This window comes from Arthrobacter sp. NPDC058097 (assembly GCF_042884885.1).
Taxonomy (GTDB): Bacteria; Actinomycetota; Actinomycetes; order Actinomycetales; family Micrococcaceae; genus Arthrobacter.
Map to the genome: position 1 here is coordinate 336,959 of NZ_JBHVSZ010000002.1, position 16,887 is coordinate 353,845.

Here is a 16,887-nt window from a genome sequence, read left to right on the forward strand (position 1 = left end):
CCCATGCGAACCGGCGCGGGCGGGCGCCAGCGCAGGATTCTCAGTGCCGCAGTGGCGCTGGTGCTGGCCGCGAGCCTGGGGGCGTCCGCTCCTGCCGCCTACGCAGGCGACCTTGAGGACCAGCAGGCTGCACTGAAGGCCGAAGCCGCCAGGGTCCAGCAGTCGCTCGAATTCGTCGATGCAAAAATTTCCAAGGCAGCCGGGGACCTCGTGATTTACCGGGGACAGCTTCCGGCCGCGCAGCAGGCACTGCTCGAGGCCCAGGGCCGCGTGGCGAGTGCCGTGAAGGAAGTGGAAGCCCTCGCGGCCAGGGTGGATCTCGCACAGCAGAACAAGGCCAAGATCACCCAGCAGCTGGATGCGGACAGGCAGAAGATCGCCAGCACGAAGAAGCTGATTGGCCAGATCGCCACCCAGGCCTACAAGTCCGGCGGCGTTCCCTCAGATCTCACCCTCTTCTTTGGTTCCAACAACACCGGCAGCCTCACCGACACTATGGACATGGCGGACCAGGCGCTGCGCAGCCAGAACTCCGCTATGGACAAGCTCACGCAGCAGAACGCCACGAACGTGAACTCGGAGGCCCGGCTGCAGGCGGTCGAAGCCGAGATCAAAGACCTCAAGGCCAAGGCCGACGCGGCGCTTGTCAAAGAGAAGGCAGCACGCGACGAAGCCGCCGCAAAGAAGGCCAAGGTGGACAAGCTCATCGCTGACACCACTCGCCTGAACAACGAACTCGAGGCGGCCAGGCCCGGAATCCAGAAGAAGCTGGCTGGCGTCAAAGCCCGCCAGGACGCCGTCGCCGCCGAAATCAAAGAGCGTGACCGCAAGCTGCGTGAGGCGTGGCTTGCCGAACAGCGGCGGATCGCAGCCGCTGCCGCCGCGGCGGCGAAGGCCAAGGGTGAGCAGCCCCCGCCGTACGTGCCGCCCGTGGCTGGGCCGCCGTCGGCCTTTGGCCTCCGCCACCCGTTCCCCGACAGCGTTCCCATCACCTCCGGTTTTGGATGGCGTGCGACGCCGCCCGGCACCATCGACTTCTACGGCACCGGCGGCTACATGCACACGGGCATTGACTTCGGTGCCGCCTGCGGCACCCCGGTGTACGCGGCCGCAGCCGGCACGGTCTTCTCGGCAGGCTGGGCGGACGACGGCGGCGGAAACAACGTGAAGATCTCCCACGGCGTGGTGCAGGGCAACTCGCTGACTACGATCTACTACCACAACACCAGTGTGGTGGTCTCGGTGGGGCAGCAGGTCAGCCAGGGCCAGCTCATCGCCTACTCGGGTACCACCGGCAACTCCACCGGCTGCCACTCGCACTTTGAGACCTGGCTGAACGGCGAAGCGGTTGATCCGATGCGCCTGCTCTGACAAAGGGGTGCCGGCCGCCTGGCGACGCAGGCCCGCCGGCGCACCTGCCGTAGAATAGTAAGACTTTGTTCCGGTGCCGCCGGAACAGCCAGTACCGAGAACTGAGGAGTTGAACCGTGCCCAAAGAAAGTGGCCGTAAAGTCGTGGCCACCAACCGGAAGGCCCGGCACGACTACCACGTCCTGGACACCTACGAGGCGGGCATCGCACTCATGGGGACGGAAGTGAAGTCCCTCCGCGAGGGCCACGCATCCATGGTTGATGGCTTCTGCACGTTCTACAACGACGAGCTCTGGATGGAAGGCATCCACATCCCCGAGTACAACCAGGGTAGCTGGACCAACCATGCGGCGCGCCGGCGGCGGAAGCTCCTGCTGCACCGCGAGGAGCTCATCAAGATCTCGCACAAGATCCGCGAATCGGGCTTCACCATTGTGCCCCTGCAGCTGTACTTCGTGGAGGGCCGCGCCAAGGTGGAGATCGGCATCGCACGCGGTAAGAAGGACTACGACAAGCGGCAGACCCTTCGCGAGCAGCAGGACAAGCGCGAGGCCCAGCGCGTCATGCGGGAACGCAACCGGCGCTAGGACCGAAAGGGCGACGCGCGGCGCAGCGGCTGGAATGATTGGCCGCTCAGATGCGTTATGCTTGGTAGTCCGGCAGGGATCTGGTCCAGAAACCTGGGCCTTGCCGGTTTGGTAACAAAATACGGGGATGATCGGTTTCGACGATGTTAGTCGCGACAGGTGAAGCGGGCCGAGGATGCAGAATTATCTCGTAAACGCTGTCTGCAAACCAATAAGTGCCGAATCTAAGCGCACTGACTTCGAACTCGCTGCCTAAGCAGTAGTTCAGTCCGTCAGCCCGGGGATGCTATCGCCCCGGATCCTGGCGTCATTTAGATAGCCACTGCTGTTTGCTCCCGTCATCGGAGTAAACGGGACTTTTAGATGACTGGGCCCGGATCAGCCGCCTGTTTGCAGGACGGCTGGGGCCGAGAAAATCCGACGCAAACTGCGCCCGGAGAAGCCCTGACAACACGACATCGGACGGGGGTTCAATTCCCCCCATCTCCACATCCCGTCATTTTGACGACGAACGCCCGGACTTCGGTCCGGGCGTTCCTTGTTTAAGCCGGCTCCGTGCTGTTCACCGACGGCGTAGCGCGCCCGGGACTACCCGCCCTGCCGGCGGGGTTGTGAGAGGTATCACGAATCCCGAGATTCGAAATCAGCGGTAGGGAGGCGCGCCATGTCCACGGCGGCTGCAAACGAACCGGGTCCCGTCGACGACGGCGCGGCCCTTGACTCCTATTCGGAGACGGTCATCAGGGTGGCCAGAACCGTCACGCCCCATGTGGCCGCCATCGAGATGACGGGCAACCGGCGCAGCGGAAGGTTCCGGGTTGGCGCGGGATCCGCGGTCCTGTTCACCGAGGACGGCTACCTTCTGACCAATGCCCATGTGGTGGCCGGGACCCAGAAGGGCCGCGCTGTCTTCGCTGACGGGTCCGGTACCGATCTTGAGGTGGTCGGCGCGGACCCGTTGTCCGATCTGGCTGTGGTCCGGGGGCGTGCCCCGCACGTCGCGCCAGCGGAGTTCGGTGATGCCGAGTCCCTGCAGGTGGGGCAGCTGGTGATCGCCGTCGGGAACCCGCTGGGACTCTCGGGCTCGGTGACGGCAGGTGTGGTCAGCGGGCTGGGCCGCGCCATTCCTGTCTGGGCCGGACGCAACCGCCGGGTCATTGAGGACGTCATCCAGACCGATGCCGCCCTGAACGCCGGCAGTTCGGGCGGGGCACTTGCCGACTCACGAAGCCGGATTGTCGGCATCAACACCGCAGTGGCCGGTGCCGGACTGGGCCTGGCCGTGCCCATCAACAGGACCTCGCGCCGGATCATCTCCGCCCTCCTGTCGGACGGCCGGGTGCGGCGCGCCTACCTCGGCGTGGTCAGCACACCCATCCGCCTGGGTGCCAGCGATGTGGTCCGCACGGGCCAGCGGGAGGGGCTGCGCGTGGTGGAGGTGCTGTCCGGTTCCCCGGCGGAGCAGGCCGGGCTCCGGACCGGCGATGTGCTGCTGCGGGCAGGCTCCCGCCCTGTCAGCAATGCCGAGAGCCTGCAGAAACTGCTCTTCGCCGAGGCCATCGGCGTCCCGATGAACATAGCCGTCCTGCGCGACGGACACGTCGCCGACATCGCGGCTGTGCCCGGCGAGATGGCGGACTGGGGATAGACACAAACTACGGGGTGGCCGGGAAATCCCTGGCCACCCCGATCGCGTATTACAAGACAATCAGCGTTTCTTCAGATGCGCCACAGGATCCGCGGCTCCCTCGTGCGGTGCCTTGGCTTTCTTGTCCGCGCGTTTCTGCTTGATGGTCTTGCCCGCTTTTTTCTGCTGTTGCTGGTGTGGCGACTTGTCCGGCATGGCGTGCTCCCTCGTCCGAGGGGCAGGAGGTGCCCCTCCCTACGTAAATTACGCCTGTTTCGGTTCAGATGTAACTGCCCTGTCAGCCCGCGACGTCGGCGATACCCACGAACCTGGTGCCCACGCCGTCGAACTCGCTCCTTACAGATCCGGGTGCCGGCGGCGGAACCTCCGAGGGGCGGTGGTGGTCGCACACGACGTACGTGAACTCGGGCCACCACTTCTTGGGCCGTGCCGCCTCCTCGTAACCGCAGACCGCGCAGACGAGGTGCACCCAGACCGGCCTTTTCCCTGTCCGGTTGGCGCGGGACTGGACGAGCCAGGCGGGGGGATTATCCAGCAGCTCGCCCAGCTCGGCTTCGGTCAGAAGCTTCGGAATGCCGTGGCGCTGGGCCATTTCCAGTGGTACATCCAGGGCAATTGCCGCATCACGTCTGCTGATCATCCAGTCCACGATACGGTAAGTCATGAGCGATGCCAGCCAGACCACTGCGCCCACGCGACTCCAGCGACAGGTATTGACCGTTGCGATCGTGGCGTCCTTCATGGCAATCCTGGACAGCTTCGTCGTCAGCCTGGCGCTGCCCGCCATCGGCCGGGAACTCGGCGGCGGCCTCCGCATCCAGCAATGGGTGGTGGACGCCTACCTTCTGACGCTTGGCGCACTCATCCTGGCGGCCGGCTCGCTTTCGGACCACTTCGGACGGGTGCGGGTGCTGCAGTGGGGGCTGGGGGGATTTGCCCTCACCTCGGTTCTCTGCGGGGCAGCCTGGACGGCCGAAGTACTGGTGGTCAGCCGGGGGCTGCAGGGAGTGGCCGGAGCGCTCCTGGTGCCCAGCTCGCTGGCGCTGATTGTCAGCCACTTTGACGGCGGCAGCCAAGGGGCGGCCATCGGCAAATGGTCGGCGTGGACCAGCGCGGCCGCCATCGTGGCCCCCTTGATCGGCGGTGTATCGGTGGACCTGCTCTCGTGGCGGGTCATCTTCTTCGTCAACGTCCTGCCGGCGGCGGCCATCTGGCCCGTGCTGGCCAGGCTGCGGAAGTCCGACGGCGACGCTGGCGCTGCGGGCCGCATCGACATCGCGGGGGCTCTCCTTGCCGTCGTCGCGCTGGGCGGTCCGGTCTACGCGCTGATCGAACAGGGGACTGCAGGCTGGGGCAGCCCGCAGGTCTGGCTGCCGCTGGCCGCCGGCATCCTGGCAACGGTGCTTTTCCTCATCCATGAATCGCGGACAGCCGCGCCGCTCCTGCCCCTGGGCATGTTCACGGTGCGGAACTTCGGCTGGGGGAACATCGCCACCGCCGCGATCTACGGTGGATTTTCGCTCGGGTTTTTTGCACTGGGCATCTATATCCAGCAGGTCGGCGGCATGAAGGCGACCACCGCCGGCCTGGCACTGTTGCCGTCCACGGTGATCCTGATGCTGCTGGCGTCCTTCTTCGGAGGCCTCGCCGGCAAGCACGGGCCGCGGTGGTTCATGACTGCCGGGCCGGTGCTGTGCGCGGCCGGCTTCCTGCTCACGCTGTCCGTTGGCGGCCCCCTGAACTACTGGACCCAGGTCCTGCCCGGGCAGCTGGTCTTCGGCCTCGGCCTGTCCATGACGGTGGCACCGCTGACGGCGGCCATCCTGGGCTCGGTCCCCGAGAAGCAGGCCGGCGTGGGTTCCGCGGTGAACAACGCTGTCTCACGAATAGCGGGCCTGGTCTGCATCGCCTTTGCGGGATTCATCGTCGGTCCGGAACTGACGACGCCGGGCCTGCACCGCGCGCTCTTGGCCACGGCCGGCCTGCTGCTGCTGGGAGCGGCCAGTTCCGCCGTCGGAATCCGCAACCCTGTGCCGGTTAGCCGCCGCTGACCGCGACTCCTGCCGCGGCCGCGCCCAGCCCCAGCAGCAGGTTGGCGACGACGTTGGCGGCGGCCGCCAGGTAGCGCCGTTCACTGGCCAGCCGCACCGTGGCGGTGGTCCAGGAACTGAAGGTGGTGAGTCCGCCGGCGAACCCGGTGGCCAGGGCGGCGTGCCATTCGGGGCCGAACACCGCAGTGACGCCCACGGACAGGCCGATCACGAACGATCCGGCCACATTAACCAGCAGGGTAGCCCAGGGCCAGTGCCGCCTGGGCGAGGGGAAGCCGGCAAGCCAGCCGTCCACTGCGAACCTCAGGAGGGCTCCGGCGATGCCGAAAAGACCCACCAGGAGCGCCGTCACGGACCCACCCCGGCAGGAGCACCCAGCACCTTGCCGGTCCGCCAGCCGGCGGCCGCCGCCGCCAGACCCAGCAGGACGGAGAGCCCCAGATACAGAAGTCCCGGGCCGGGGAGCCCGCCGCGGGTCAGCTGGTCCGTGGAAAATACAACGGCGGAGAAGGTGGTGAAGGAGCCCAGCACTCCCGGCCCGATGGCGGCACGCAGCCAGAACGCGGTGTGCGGCCGCGTGATCCAGACGGTGGTGAGGGCCGCCAGGACGAAGCTGCCCGCGACGTTGATGCCCAGTGTGGCCCACGGCAGGTCTCCGGGCTGGTCCGGGAACAGCAGTCCCAGCACGTACCGGAGTTCCGTTCCCAGCAGCCCGCCGGCGGCCACGGCGGCCCAGACCCGCCAGCCGTAGCCGGAGCCCGTCTTGTGAGCGGTGCCGGTGCGGCCGGCCAGGGGAGCGCGCACCTGTGCTTACAGGCCGGCCATGCGGCAGCCGGGATGCGCCGAATCGCTGTGGATCCAGAGGGCGGAGGCCACTTCGTCGGCCAGGTCAACGTCCCGGCTGGTCCCGGGGGAGCCGATGCGGACCACGAGCGCGCCGCCGAAGGGCTTGCGGCCTCGCACCTCGACGTCGGCGTCGAGGCTGATCTTTTCCGCGGCGAGATAGCGCAGCAACTCAGGATTTTCGTCGCTGATCCGGGTGATCCTGCCGGTGTGGCCGTCGTCAAGCTCGATCATCCGGTGTGCGGACGGCATCCGGACGGTTCCGTCAGCCGCGGGAATGGGATCGCCGTGCGGGTCCCGGGACGGGTTGCCCAGCCGGGCTGCCAGCCGCTCAATGAACGTGTCCGAGACCGCATGCTCCAGCTGCTCGGCCTCGTCGTGGACTTCGTCCCAGCTGTATCCGAGGTCCTTGACCAGGTACGTCTCGATCAGGCGGTGCCGCCGGACCATGGAGAGGGCAAGCCGGACGCCTTGGGGCGTAAGCGTGATGGCGCTGTACGGCTTGTGGAGGACCAGGCCCTGGTCCTTGAGCTTCCGCACCATTTCGGAGACCGAGGAGTTGGCCACGCCCAGGCGCTGTGCAAGCTGGGTGGAGGTGATGGGCTTGTCCTGCCATTCCGTGAAGGAATAGATGACCTTAACGTAGTCCTCGATCGAGGAGGAGGGCGTACTGGTCTTCACAGCTTAAAGCCTACCTGCTGCTACCCTCGCGCTCCGCCCGAACGGCCCGCCAGGTCTGGGTGAGGTAGGGGAGCTGCAGCAGTTCGCCCTCCGCATGGCCCAGGTGCTCGTGCAGGTACCAGGTCAGGTTGCCGGTTACCTTGGCGCGGGTGGCGTCGTTGGCCGCGAGGTAATAGCTGCGGGACTTGGCCAGTTCGAGGATGTCGTCCGGGGTGACAGGATCCTCCCACCGCGTCAGGTGGCTTTCCAGCGACGTGAATTCCGGCCCAATCTTAGGACGGAAATCCGGTTTGTGGACGTCCCCGGCGTGCATGATGCGGGACAGCCGGTGCACCCACGGCACTGACGTGTCCAGCTGGTTCCAGATCAGGCCCAGCACCCCGAGGGGCTTGAGGATTCGGCAAATCTCCGTGCTGGCCAGCAGCGGGTCGCACCAGTGCCACGCCTGGGCAACGCTCACGACGTCGAACGCCGCCCCGGGCAGTCCGGTTGCCTCCGCTGTCCCTTCCAGAGTTTGGACTCCTGGGTAGGCGCGGCTGAGCTGTTCCAGCATGTCCACGGAAGGGTCCACCGCGCTGACGCTCAGCCCGCGTTCCACCAGCAGGGCCGTGAATTTACCGGTTCCGGCGCCGATATCGGCAGCAGTGCGGGCCCCGGCCGGAATGAGCCAGTCCGCGGAATCGCCAGGGTAGCCGGGACGGACGCGGTGGTAGTGCTCGCCGCCGTCCTGGAAGCTCTGCCCGAGCTCCTGCCGCCGCCCGTGATGAAGTTTGGGACCGCCCCGTGCCACGCACAGTCTCCTTAGCCCGACGTCGAAAATTACGTTTCGAATTTACCGTACGGAGGCCGTTGGAAGGGGAGCGTCGGGTGGCGCTTAATCCTGCGAGCAGGGTGCGGCGCCGGCGGTGCCCGGGGTGTTCGGCGCCCACTCAGGGTAGGTGCGGGTGTCGTTCGCCGGAACCCAGCGTCCGGCGTCCACCACATAGTCCCAGCCCAGCCCGGAGCGGCGGAGCTCCTCGATGCCGGCGAGCAGCCGCTGGGCATCCTCGAGCCGCGACCCCACGCCGAAGCTGGCGCGCAGGGATCCGGACGGCAGGCCGAGGCGCTTCAGCAGCGGGTGGGCGCAGAAGCGGCCGTCGCGCAGGCCCACGCCGTGTTCGGCCGACAGGTAGGCGGCCACCAGCCCGGCGTCGTAACCCTCAACGGAGAAGTTGACCACGCCGATGGCGTCGTCGGGGTCGCTGTCCTCGAAGATCTGGTGGACGGTGACGCCGTCGATCCTGCGCAGCCCCTCGACGAGGAAGGACCGGATGGCAGCCTCATGGGCGTGCCAGCTCTGCGGATCCAGGGCGGCGATGACCTGGGTCGCCCGGGCCAGGGTGGCTGCGCCGAGCACGTTGGGTGAGCCGCCCTCGTGGCGGGCGGGGCCGGTGGCCCAGCTGACGCCGTCCAGCCGGGCCTCGCTGACGGCGCCGCCGCCGGCAAGGTGGGGGGTGCCGGCGTCGAGCCAGTCGGGGCGGCCGATCAGCACGCCGGCCCCGAAGGGGGCGTAGAGCTTGTGGCCGGAGAAGGCGAGGTAGTCGACGTCGTCCGCGGCGATGTTGACGCGGCGGTGCGGCGCGAGCTGGGCGGCGTCTACCACGATCCGTGCGCCGTATTCATGGGCCAGTGCAGCGAGGCGCCGGATGGGAAGAATTTCGCCGGTGACGTTGGACGCGCCGGTGACGGCAAGGAGGCTGACGTCGCCGTGCTCAAGTTCGGTGCGCAGGCTGCCGATGGTGGCTTCCAGTGTTTCCGAGGCCACCACGCTGCGGTGCGGCACTCCCTGCCACGGCAGCAGGTTGGCGTGGTGCTCGATGTCCAGGTACAGCACCTCACCGGTGTGGTGGTGGTCCTGCACGGGCAGGCAGCCGGCCAGGAGGTTGAGGGAATCGGTGGTGTTCCGGGTGAAGATCACGGCGTCATCGGCGCGGCCGCCCACGAACTCCCGCACGATGTCGCGCGCGTTCTCGTACACGGAGGTGCTGATCTGGGAGGCGTAGCCGGCGCCACGGTGCACGCTCGCGTAGTACGGAAGGATCTCGTTGAGATAGGCAGACACCACGGACAGTGCGGGCGCGGAGGCGCCGTAGTCGAGGTTGGCGTAGCGGACGTGGCCACCCTGGATCAGCGGAGCCTGGATTTCCGCGCCGGTAACAGCGGCCAGGGGACGGCCGGCGGCGGCAAATCGGCCGTCCAGCAGGGCCGCGTCCGCGGCAGAAGACTCGATGGAAGAAATGATTGCAGTCGTCATGGGACCTCACTGAGAAAGGACCCCGTGTGACGGGGATCCGCGCTTGCCGGGTCCGTTCCGGATCGGCCTGGTCGTCACCCGGGGCACCCCACCGCGAATGGAGGGTTGCCGGCCAGCTAACCGGGGTTTAGCGCTGGCACTCGTGACCTGTAACGAGACTAGGACATCCGGAGGGGCGATGAAAAAGCCGGTCCGGAATGTTAAGCGGATTATTACGAAGCCCTGATATCGGGCGTTCGGCCGAATAAACGACGGCGGCCGCCACCAAAAGGGGGCGACCGCCGTCGTAATATTCAGCGCCAGGGCACCGGGTCAGCTCAGAGGAAAGCTAGAGCAAATCGTCCAGCTGTGGGTTCAGCCGCTTCAGGACTTCCGAGTGCAGGATCGAGTTGGTGGCCAGGGCGTTGCCGCCGAACGGGCCGTCCGTGCCTTCGAGGGAGGTGAAACGGCCGCCGGCCTCCGTGACGATCGGCACCAGCGCCGCCATGTCATAGAGGTTCAGCTCCGGTTCGCAGGCGATGTCCACCGCGCCTTCGGCCACCATGCAGTAGGACCAGAAATCGCCGAAGGCGCGGGTGCGCCACACATCCTCGGTGAGCTGGAGGAACTCATCGAGATTGCCGCGGTCCTTCCAGCCGCCGAGGCTGGAGTAGGACAGCGAGGCGTCGGCGAGGCTGGACACATTGGATACCTTGAGCCGGGTTGCCGAGGCCAGGGACCGGCCCGAATAGGCGCCGGCGCCCTTGGCCGCCCACCAGCGCTTGCCGAGCGCCGGGGCGCTGACCACGCCCACGACAGGCTCGCCCTCGTCGACGAGGGCGATCAGCGTGGCCCACACCGGCACCCCGCGGACAAAGTTCTTGGTGCCGTCGATGGGGTCGATGATCCAGCGGCGGGAACCATGGCCGGAACTTCCGAACTCCTCACCGAGCACGGCGTCGCGGGGACGGGAGCGGGACAGCTGGCCTCGGATGGACTCCTCGGCGGCCTTGTCCGCATCGGTGACCGGCGTCAGATCAGGCTTCGTCTCGATCTGGAGGTCCAGCGCCTTGAACCGGCTCATGGTCTGGTCGTCCACGGAATCGGCCAACACATGGGCCAGACGCAGGTCATCGTTGTACGTTGAAGCGGGTTGGGTCATGGTTCCAAACTACCCTCAAAGGCCCGGCGGGGCGGGGAGGCAGCCGCCGGGCTGCGCCGCGGAAGGCTAGCTGACGCTGCCGAGTTCCTTGGTTTCCTGGCCTTCCGCGCGCGGGTCGGTGCCCAGCAAACGGCGCAGCGACGCGAGCCTGGCCGCTCCCGTGGGGCCGGCGTGGCCGGCCGCGACCCAGGCATCCACGCCGCAGTTGACGGCGGTGGCGTCGTGCTTGCAGCCGCGTTCGCAGGCCTCGGTGCCCGGCTCAAGGTCGGGGAAGGAATGCAGGATCCGGTCCGGGTCCACGTGGGCCAGCCCGAAGGAACGGATGCCCGGCGTGTCGATGATCCAGCTCCCGGCGGGGGCGTCAGCGAGCTTGAGGGCGAGGGCCGACGACGACGTGTGCCGTCCGCGGCCGGTCACCGCGTTGACGCCGCCGGTGGCGCGTTCGGCACCGGTCAGCGCGTTGACCATGGTGGATTTTCCGACGCCGGAATGGCCCAGCATCACTGTCACCTTGCCGTCCAGGTGGGCGCGGAGTTCGGACACGGCGGCCACGTCGAGCCGGGCGGAGAGGCCGTCGTCGGACCGGGCGTCGATGCCGGACGCGTCGGAATCGGCGGTGCGGCTGATGATGACCGGGAAGTCGAGGTGGCGGTAGTTGCCCAGCAGCTCGGTGGGGTCCTTGACATCCGCCTTGGTGACCAGCAGCAGCGGCTCGATCCCGGCGTCGTAGGCCGCCACCAGCGCCCGGTCGATGAAGCCGGTACGGGGTTCGGGGTTGGCGGCAGCGACCACCACCACCAGCTGGTCCGCGTTGGCCACAACGGCGCGTTCCACCGGATCGGTGTCGTCGGCGCTGCGGCGCAGCAGGGTCTTGCGGTCCTGGATTTTCACGAGCCGGGCGAGGGTGTCCGGCGCGCCGGACACGTCGCCCACGAGTGACACGAAGTCGCCGGCGACTACGGGGGAGCGGCGCAGTTCCCGGGCGCGGGCGGCAATGACCGTCCGCTCATGCCCTGAGTCCTCGCCCACGACTGCCGTGTAACGCCCCCGGTCAACGGTGATGATCCGGCCGGTGACGGCGTCCTCATGGCTGGGGCGGTCCTTCGTCCGGGGCCGGGAGCCCTTCTTGTTCGGCCGGATCCGGACGTCGGACTCGTCCCAGGAATCAGTGCTGCGTGCCACCGCTGGTCCCCGCGGTGTTGGTCACTGCTGTGTTTGCATCAGCACCTTTTGTAACTGAACCGGTCCGCTGGCTGAGCATGTCCGCCCACAGCTTGGGGAAGTCCGGCATCGTCTTGGACGTGGTGGCGATGTCCTGCACTTCCACGCCCCTGACCGCCAGGCCGAGGATGGCCCCGGCGGTGGCCATCCGGTGGTCTGCGTAGCTGTGAACCACACCGGCGTGCAGTTCCGCGGGCCGGATGATGAGTCCGTCTGCCGTTTCCTCGGCATCGCCGCCGAGGCGGTTGATCTCGGTGACGAGCGCCGCGAGGCGGTCCGTCTCGTGTCCGCGGAGATGGGCGATGCCGCTCAGCCGCGAGGGACCGGAGGCCAGCGCACAGAGGGCGGCGACGGTCGGCGCCAGTTCGCTGGTTTCGGCGAAGTCCGAGCCTTTGATTTCACTGCCGCCGGTCACCGTCAGGGTGCCGTCCCGCAGCGTGACGGCAGCCCCCATGTCGCTGAGGATGCTGCGCCACATGTCACCCACCTGCGTGGTGTGCTCCGGCCAGTCCGGGATGCGCACCGTGCCGCCGGTGGCCAGCGCGGCCGCCAGGAACGGGCCGGCGTTGGACAGGTCCTGCTCGATCCGCTGGTCGAAGGCACGGATCGGGCCGGGGCTCACAATCCAGTGGTTGGGCGTGGAGTCATCCACCACCACGCCCGCGCCGCGCAGCGTGGCGATGGTCATGTTGATGTGGTCCAGGCTCGGCACGGTGCTGCCGGAGTGCTCCAGATGCAGGCCCTCCGTGAACCGCGCCCCCACCAGCAGCAGGGCGGAGACGAACTGGGAGGAGGCGCTGGCGTCAATGACGAGGTGGCCGCCGCGGACCTGCCCGGTGCCTTCAACGCGGAAGGGAAGCGAAGCGGGCGTTCCGCCCTCCTCACCGGTGACGGTGACGCCGAGGCTTGCAAGGGCCTCGATGATGGTGCCCATGGGGCGCTCCCGGGCGTGGGGATCGCCGTCGAAAAGGGTGGCGCCGCTGCGGAGCGCCGCCAGCGGAGGAACAAACCTCATGACGGTCCCGGCCAGGCCGCAGTCGATGGCGACGTCGGCACCGCCGGCGTTGGCCGGAACCGGCGTCACCTCCAGGTCCGGGCCGAAGGCGCCGTCGCCCGGCACCTCCCGGATGTCCGCGCCAAGCTGGCGCAGGGCGGCGATCATCAGCGCCGAGTCGCGGGAATGCAGCGGCGCCCGGAGCCGGGACGGCCCGTCGGCCAGCGCGGCAAGCACCAGGTACCTGTTGGTCAGCGACTTGGAGCCCGGCACGCGGACTGTGGCGTCGACCGGCCGCTCCGCAAACGGCGCGGGCCAGTGCGGAGCAGCGCCGGAGTTATCAGCGGACGCGCCCATGGGTGCTGCTGTCATTCCTGCTTATGCCCCCACCGCGTGGTCAACAGCCCTGCGGACTGCCTTGTCGGCTTTGCGGACGGCTTTGTCGGCGCTGTGCAGCTTCTTGCCCGTGCTCTTGCGTGCGTCGGCGGCGAGGTGGCTGGCAGTTTTCCGGGCGTCAGCGGCGAGGTGCTCTGCGCGCCACGCAAGGCTCGGCTTGCCGGCCGTGTCCACGGAGGCGAGGAGCACACCGCCGGTGAGGGTGATGTTCTTGAGCAGCTGGTTGCGGCGGGCTTCCCGGCCCTCCTTGGTGCTGATGTCGGCGCTGCGCCATTCCACGAAGGCGTTCAGTGCCGAGATGACCGCCAGCACAGAGGCCGCCAGGCGCGCGGACTTGCCGAGCGCGAAGAGGACGCCGGCGCCCACCTGCGTGCCGCCGAGGATCCGTGCCAGGACCTTCTCGTCCGTCCGGAATGGCAGGGCTTCAGCGGCGCGGCGCAGCAGGGGCGACAGCTGCTGTGCGGTGTCGTCCGCATTCCTGAGCTTGTCCGTTCCGGCGAGGATGAAACTTGAGGCCAGCATCGGCCGGGCAAAAAAGCGGGCAAAGGACATGAATTTCCTCCTGGATGGCCGAGCCGCGGTGGCCGCGGCGGAGTCGGTTCTAGTCTTGCACTTTTGCGGAATATTTGCCCACCGCGCGTCGTTGTGCACATCAGGCCGGAAGCAGCCTGCAGGCGGCGTTCTGCGTAGTTTCCGGTGTTCAACGGCGGCTGGGGCACGGCCTGGAACCGGCAGGAGCGCGGACCGCCGTACCAACGCGGGTCTCATCAGGCAGGTCTTATCAGGCGGAGTGGAGATGGAGCATTGACTTTGGTGAAGGAAGCTGTGGGGGTGCGAAGTACCGCCAGGATGGGGCCGTTTGTGGTGCCGGAAGCCGACGCGCTTGAGGCCGGGAGTACCTTCCCAGGCTCCGGGTACGGAACGGCACGCCGTCAGGGGCGGACGGCGCTGATCAACGTAGACTTGAAGGCAATGAGTACCGTGGATCCGGCCCTACAGGCCGCACAGCAGGACGCCGCCAACGGCATCCCGGAGAATGGCACGTCACCCGCCGCTGAAGCTGCAGAGGCTATCGACGTCGGCTCGGAGAGCGCGGAAGCGCGCCGGGCCCGGTTTGAGCGTGACGCCATGCAGTACGTGGACCAGCTGTATTCGGCGGCCATGCGCATGGCGCGGAACCCGGCCGATGCCGAGGACCTCGTGCAGGAGGCGTACACAAAGGCGTTCTCGGCTTTCCACCAGTACAAGCCGGGGACAAACCTGAAGGCCTGGCTGTACCGGATCCTGACGAACACCTACATCAACCTGTACCGGAAGCGGCAGCGGGAACCCCTGCAGTCCAATTCGGACACCATCGAGGACTGGCAGCTTGCCCGTGCCGAGTCCCACACCTCCAGCGGTCTTCGGTCCGCCGAGGCCGAGGCCTTGGATCACCTGCCGGATTCGGACGTCAAGCGCGCCCTGCAGGCCATCCCGGAGGAGTTCCGGCTGGCTGTGTACTTCGCCGACGTTGAGGGCTTCGCGTACAAGGAAATATCGGACATCATGAACACCCCCATCGGCACCGTGATGTCCCGGCTCCACCGGGGCCGGAAGATGCTGCGTGACATGCTGGCGGACTATGCCGCCGACCGGGGATTCAAGGCTGCTGCAGACGCCACGGCGGCAACGGAAAGCAACAAACAGGAGAACGGGAAATGAGCGACTGCCAGGGATTGGGCGATTGCGATGACACAAGGATGCAGCGCATCTACGAGTATCTGGACGGAGCTCTGACCCGCAGTGACCTTGCGGAGATCAAGCAGCACCTCGACGAGTGCCCGGAATGTGCCGAGCAGTACGATTTTGAGTGCGTCATCCGGAAAGTGGTGAAGCGCTCGTGCACCGAGGCGGCGCCGGAAAACCTGAAGAACGCGATTCTGGAACGGATCCACGCGATCCGGCCAGTGGACGCCTGACGGGGTCCCGACTTTAAACGCGATGCCCCCGCTACCTTGCCGGTAGCGGGGGCATCGCGTTTAAGCTTCGGTTCGAGCCGTGGCTTAGGTGTTGGGGCGCTTCCCGTGGTTCGCGCCGCCACGCTTACGGTCACGACGCTTACGTGCACGCTTGCTCATAGCTGGCCTCCTTAATTTCGTTACCCAAAAGAGTTGCCCTCCAGTCTCCCATATCAGCGGACAGGCCGCGAACCGGGCCTGCCTAGAGTGAGTTGCGGATCGACACCCGGGCCTGGTCCAGCACAGTCCGGACCGTTTCCAGGGCGACGGTGGTCATGGGCCTGGTGCTGGTGTGAAGGCGAAGCTCGGTCCGCATGTCGTCGCGGAACGCCTGCAGCAGCATCTCCGCTTCCCTGAGCATGCGCTGCCCCTCGGCGGTGTGGCGGACCTGGCCGGCCGGGTCCCCCGATCTCGCGGCGGTGCGTGCCGCTTCAGCGGTGGCGGCCAGGTCAGCGCGCAACCCGCGCATGTTGCTGCGGATATCGGCGCGGAGGTCATCGGCGAGCCGGCGGACGGATGCCGAGATGTCGTTCTCAACGGTCTCCAGCTCCTCGCGCCGACTGTCCAGTTCAGCCAGACCCGCAGCGGTGATGCGGTAGTTGGTGCGGCGTCCCTGGCTTTCGGTGGCCACAAGGCCTTCCTCCTCCAGCTTGCCGAGGCGGGGATAGATGGTGCCGGCGCTGGGGGAGTAGGTACCGCCGAACCGGTCGCTGAGCGCTTTGATGAGTTCATACCCGTGTTTGGGGCCCGCCTCCAGGAGCGCCAGCAGATAGAGCCGGAGGGCACCGTGGGCAAAGACGGGAGGCATCAGAGCGCCTGTTCCGCCGTGGCCGGAGCCGGGCCGTGGAAGATGGACGTCTTCCCGGAAACCGAGTTGGTCCGGACCAGCATGAGTTTGGCGTCCGGGCCCGAGATGGTCTGTACCTTGCCGCCCGGGTGGCCGTACTTCCGGTCATCGATGACCACCGGCCCGCTGGCCGACTGGGCCACGATGTCCACGCCGACGTCGTGGGGCACACGGACGGTCAGGTCCCCGGACACCGAGTTCGCGCCGAAATCGTGGGTGAAGCCGTGCAGGTCAAAGCTCAGGTCGCCGCTGACGGTGTTGGCCCGGATGTTGGTGAACTGGCCGGACGCCGTGACCTCGCCGGAGACGCTCTTGGCCGTCAAGACGCCGCTGTGGTTGCGGGCGATCACTTCGCCGCTGACGGTGTTGACGTGCAGTTCACCTGAGGTGCCGTCGGCCAGCAAGGAGCCGGTCACGGTGTTCAGCCGGGTCCGGCCGTGGACACCGGAGACCAGGCCGTCCCCGCTGACGGTGCCCGCCTCGACTTCCACGCCGGCAGGGACCGCGATGCTGATCACCACCGAGTTGCTGCTGCTGTTGTTGACCGACTCCATCAGGTTCTTGAACCAGCCCTGCGGTCCGTGCAGCTGGTGGCGGACTTCGAGCCGACCGCCGGTCACGGAGATCGCCAGCGGATCCCCGACCACCTCCGACACCTCGATGCGGACCACTGCCTCGTCGTGCGTGACAATGTCCAGCCTGCCTCGGACGATGCCAACCTTAAGGTGGGAGACGCCGTCGACATCAATGGTCTGCGGGCCGGTGACGGTCCAGGAGTTCTCTTCCATGATCCCCTCCACTTGCGATATATCGTGAC

The 16,887-nt window shown here is 67.3% G+C and carries 20 protein-coding genes, 1 other RNA gene and 1 riboswitch; of the genes, 7 read left to right on the forward strand and 14 right to left on the reverse strand.

Going from position 1 to position 16,887, the window contains the following annotated elements; translation table 11 throughout:
• Nucleotides 1-3 precede the first annotated feature (3 nt).
• The 4 genes from ACFVTE_RS05440 to ACFVTE_RS05455 all read left to right on the forward strand — a co-directional run bounded on the left by ACFVTE_RS05440 (nt 4) and on the right by ACFVTE_RS05455 (nt 3,606).
• Nucleotides 4-1,371, forward strand: a complete 1,368-nt coding sequence (locus tag ACFVTE_RS05440) for a peptidoglycan DD-metalloendopeptidase family protein (RefSeq protein ID WP_387098336.1) — start codon at nt 4-6, stop codon at nt 1,369-1,371.
• A gap of 116 nt (nt 1,372-1,487) precedes the next feature.
• Nucleotides 1,488-1,958, forward strand: a complete 471-nt coding sequence (gene smpB, locus ACFVTE_RS05445) for an SsrA-binding protein SmpB (protein ID WP_387097924.1) — start codon at nt 1,488-1,490, stop codon at nt 1,956-1,958.
• A 123-nt stretch (nt 1,959-2,081) separates the two neighbouring features.
• Nucleotides 2,082-2,450: a transfer-messenger RNA gene (gene ssrA / locus ACFVTE_RS05450) on the forward strand.
• 172 nt (nt 2,451-2,622) lie between these two features.
• Entirely contained in the window at nt 2,623-3,606 is a 984-nt protein-coding gene (locus ACFVTE_RS05455; protein ID WP_387097927.1) for a S1C family serine protease, read from the forward strand.
• A gap of 60 nt (nt 3,607-3,666) precedes the next feature.
• Here the strand turns inward: ACFVTE_RS05455 and ACFVTE_RS05460 are convergent, their stop codons facing one another.
• Nucleotides 3,667-3,801 (reverse strand): hypothetical protein, encoded by a 135-nt coding sequence (locus ACFVTE_RS05460; RefSeq protein ID WP_258006495.1) that lies wholly within the window; start codon nt 3,799-3,801, stop codon nt 3,667-3,669.
• Nucleotides 3,802-3,883: 82 nt separating this feature from the next.
• Entirely contained in the window at nt 3,884-4,246 is a 363-nt protein-coding gene (locus tag ACFVTE_RS05465) for a hypothetical protein (RefSeq protein WP_387098338.1), read from the reverse strand.
• 22 nt (nt 4,247-4,268) lie between these two features.
• Here ACFVTE_RS05465 and ACFVTE_RS05470 point away from each other — a divergent pair, with 22 nt between their 5' ends.
• Nucleotides 4,269-5,657 (forward strand): MFS transporter, encoded by a 1,389-nt coding sequence (locus tag ACFVTE_RS05470; protein ID WP_387097930.1) that lies wholly within the window; start codon nt 4,269-4,271, stop codon nt 5,655-5,657.
• Here ACFVTE_RS05470 and ACFVTE_RS05475 read toward each other — a convergent pair.
• From ACFVTE_RS05475 to ACFVTE_RS05515, 9 genes are all read right to left on the reverse strand, one after another.
• Entirely contained in the window at nt 5,644-6,009 is a 366-nt protein-coding gene (locus ACFVTE_RS05475) for a fluoride efflux transporter FluC (RefSeq protein WP_387097933.1), read from the reverse strand. The two genes, ACFVTE_RS05470 and ACFVTE_RS05475, sit on opposite strands and share 14 nt — an antisense overlap.
• Complete coding sequence (locus ACFVTE_RS05480) at nt 6,006-6,461, reverse strand: fluoride efflux transporter FluC (protein ID WP_387097936.1); 456 nt, start codon at nt 6,459-6,461, stop codon at nt 6,006-6,008. Before ACFVTE_RS05480 ends, ACFVTE_RS05475 begins: the two co-directional genes overlap by 4 nt.
• A 6-nt stretch (nt 6,462-6,467) precedes the next feature.
• Nucleotides 6,468-7,181 carry a metal-dependent transcriptional regulator gene (locus tag ACFVTE_RS05485; protein ID WP_003804868.1) on the reverse strand — a complete coding sequence of 238 codons (714 nt, stop codon included), beginning with the start codon at nt 7,179-7,181 and terminating at the stop codon, nt 6,468-6,470.
• Nucleotides 7,182-7,191: 10 nt separating this feature from the next.
• A complete protein-coding gene (locus tag ACFVTE_RS05490; RefSeq protein ID WP_387097939.1) occupies nt 7,192-7,971 on the reverse strand; it encodes a class I SAM-dependent methyltransferase in 780 nt (259 codons plus the stop codon).
• Nucleotides 7,972-8,055: 84 nt separating this feature from the next.
• Nucleotides 8,056-9,474, reverse strand: a complete 1,419-nt coding sequence (locus ACFVTE_RS05495; RefSeq protein WP_387097942.1) for an aminotransferase class V-fold PLP-dependent enzyme — start codon at nt 9,472-9,474, stop codon at nt 8,056-8,058.
• Between the two features lie 34 nt (nt 9,475-9,508).
• Nucleotides 9,509-9,622: riboswitch (SAM riboswitch) on the reverse strand.
• 180 nt (nt 9,623-9,802) lie between these two features.
• The gene (hisN, locus tag ACFVTE_RS05500) at nt 9,803-10,615 is read right to left on the reverse strand and encodes a histidinol-phosphatase (protein ID WP_387097945.1); all 813 of its coding nucleotides are present in this window, start codon (nt 10,613-10,615) and stop codon (nt 9,803-9,805) included.
• Nucleotides 10,616-10,681: 66 nt separating this feature from the next.
• Nucleotides 10,682-11,797, reverse strand: a complete 1,116-nt coding sequence (locus ACFVTE_RS05505) for a ribosome small subunit-dependent GTPase A (protein ID WP_387097948.1) — start codon at nt 11,795-11,797, stop codon at nt 10,682-10,684.
• Nucleotides 11,781-13,202 (reverse strand): 3-phosphoshikimate 1-carboxyvinyltransferase, encoded by a 1,422-nt coding sequence (aroA, locus tag ACFVTE_RS05510; protein ID WP_387097951.1) that lies wholly within the window; start codon nt 13,200-13,202, stop codon nt 11,781-11,783. Before aroA ends, ACFVTE_RS05505 begins: the two co-directional genes overlap by 17 nt.
• Nucleotides 13,203-13,208: 6 nt before the next feature.
• Nucleotides 13,209-13,778, reverse strand: coding sequence for a DoxX family protein (locus ACFVTE_RS05515; RefSeq protein WP_387097954.1), 570 nt, complete (start codon nt 13,776-13,778; stop codon nt 13,209-13,211).
• A 420-nt stretch (nt 13,779-14,198) separates the two neighbouring features.
• Between ACFVTE_RS05515 and ACFVTE_RS05520 the strand changes: the two genes are divergently transcribed.
• Nucleotides 14,199-14,927 (forward strand): sigma-70 family RNA polymerase sigma factor, encoded by a 729-nt coding sequence (locus ACFVTE_RS05520; protein ID WP_387097957.1) that lies wholly within the window; start codon nt 14,199-14,201, stop codon nt 14,925-14,927.
• Nucleotides 14,924-15,184, forward strand: a complete 261-nt coding sequence (gene rsrA, locus ACFVTE_RS05525; protein ID WP_387097960.1) for a mycothiol system anti-sigma-R factor — start codon at nt 14,924-14,926, stop codon at nt 15,182-15,184. Before ACFVTE_RS05520 ends, rsrA begins: the two co-directional genes overlap by 4 nt.
• 84 nt (nt 15,185-15,268) lie before the next feature.
• Here rsrA and ACFVTE_RS05530 read toward each other — a convergent pair whose 3' ends face one another.
• The 3 genes from ACFVTE_RS05530 to ACFVTE_RS05540 form a co-directional block, all read right to left on the reverse strand.
• Nucleotides 15,269-15,343: a 50S ribosomal protein bL37 gene (locus ACFVTE_RS05530; RefSeq protein ID WP_369299106.1), complete on the reverse strand. Its 75-nt coding sequence runs from the start codon at nt 15,341-15,343 to the stop codon at nt 15,269-15,271.
• An 82-nt stretch (nt 15,344-15,425) separates the two neighbouring features.
• The gene (locus tag ACFVTE_RS05535) at nt 15,426-16,031 is read right to left on the reverse strand and encodes a PadR family transcriptional regulator (protein WP_387097963.1); all 606 of its coding nucleotides are present in this window, start codon (nt 16,029-16,031) and stop codon (nt 15,426-15,428) included.
• The gene (locus tag ACFVTE_RS05540) at nt 16,031-16,858 is read right to left on the reverse strand and encodes a DUF4097 domain-containing protein (RefSeq protein WP_387097966.1); all 828 of its coding nucleotides are present in this window, start codon (nt 16,856-16,858) and stop codon (nt 16,031-16,033) included. The genes ACFVTE_RS05535 and ACFVTE_RS05540 overlap by 1 nt, the downstream gene beginning before the upstream one ends.
• Nucleotides 16,859-16,887 lie beyond the last annotated feature (29 nt).

What these genes read in the sequence shown, in the direction of transcription:
- ACFVTE_RS05440 (WP_387098336.1), top strand. Translation starts at nt 4, where the DNA reads ATGCGAACCGGCGCGGGCGGGCGCCAGCGCAGGATTCTCAGTGCCGCA.
- ACFVTE_RS05455 (WP_387097927.1), top strand. Translation starts at nt 2,623, where the DNA reads ATGTCCACGGCGGCTGCAAACGAACCGGGTCCCGTCGACGACGGCGCG.
- ACFVTE_RS05460 (WP_258006495.1), bottom strand. Translation starts at nt 3,801, where the DNA reads ATGCCGGACAAGTCGCCACACCAGCAACAGCAGAAAAAAGCGGGCAAG.
- ACFVTE_RS05465 (WP_387098338.1), bottom strand. Translation starts at nt 4,246, where the DNA reads ATGATCAGCAGACGTGATGCGGCAATTGCCCTGGATGTACCACTGGAA.
- ACFVTE_RS05470 (WP_387097930.1), top strand. Translation starts at nt 4,269, where the DNA reads ATGAGCGATGCCAGCCAGACCACTGCGCCCACGCGACTCCAGCGACAG.
- ACFVTE_RS05495 (WP_387097942.1), bottom strand. Translation starts at nt 9,474, where the DNA reads ATGACGACTGCAATCATTTCTTCCATCGAGTCTTCTGCCGCGGACGCG.
- hisN (WP_387097945.1), bottom strand. Translation starts at nt 10,615, where the DNA reads ATGACCCAACCCGCTTCAACGTACAACGATGACCTGCGTCTGGCCCAT.
- aroA (WP_387097951.1), bottom strand. Translation starts at nt 13,202, where the DNA reads ATGACAGCAGCACCCATGGGCGCGTCCGCTGATAACTCCGGCGCTGCT.
- ACFVTE_RS05515 (WP_387097954.1), bottom strand. Translation starts at nt 13,778, where the DNA reads ATGTCCTTTGCCCGCTTTTTTGCCCGGCCGATGCTGGCCTCAAGTTTC.
- ACFVTE_RS05520 (WP_387097957.1), top strand. Translation starts at nt 14,199, where the DNA reads ATGAGTACCGTGGATCCGGCCCTACAGGCCGCACAGCAGGACGCCGCC.
- rsrA (WP_387097960.1), top strand. Translation starts at nt 14,924, where the DNA reads ATGAGCGACTGCCAGGGATTGGGCGATTGCGATGACACAAGGATGCAG.
- ACFVTE_RS05535 (WP_387097963.1), bottom strand. Translation starts at nt 16,031, where the DNA reads ATGCCTCCCGTCTTTGCCCACGGTGCCCTCCGGCTCTATCTGCTGGCG.
- ACFVTE_RS05540 (WP_387097966.1), bottom strand. Translation starts at nt 16,858, where the DNA reads ATGGAAGAGAACTCCTGGACCGTCACCGGCCCGCAGACCATTGATGTC.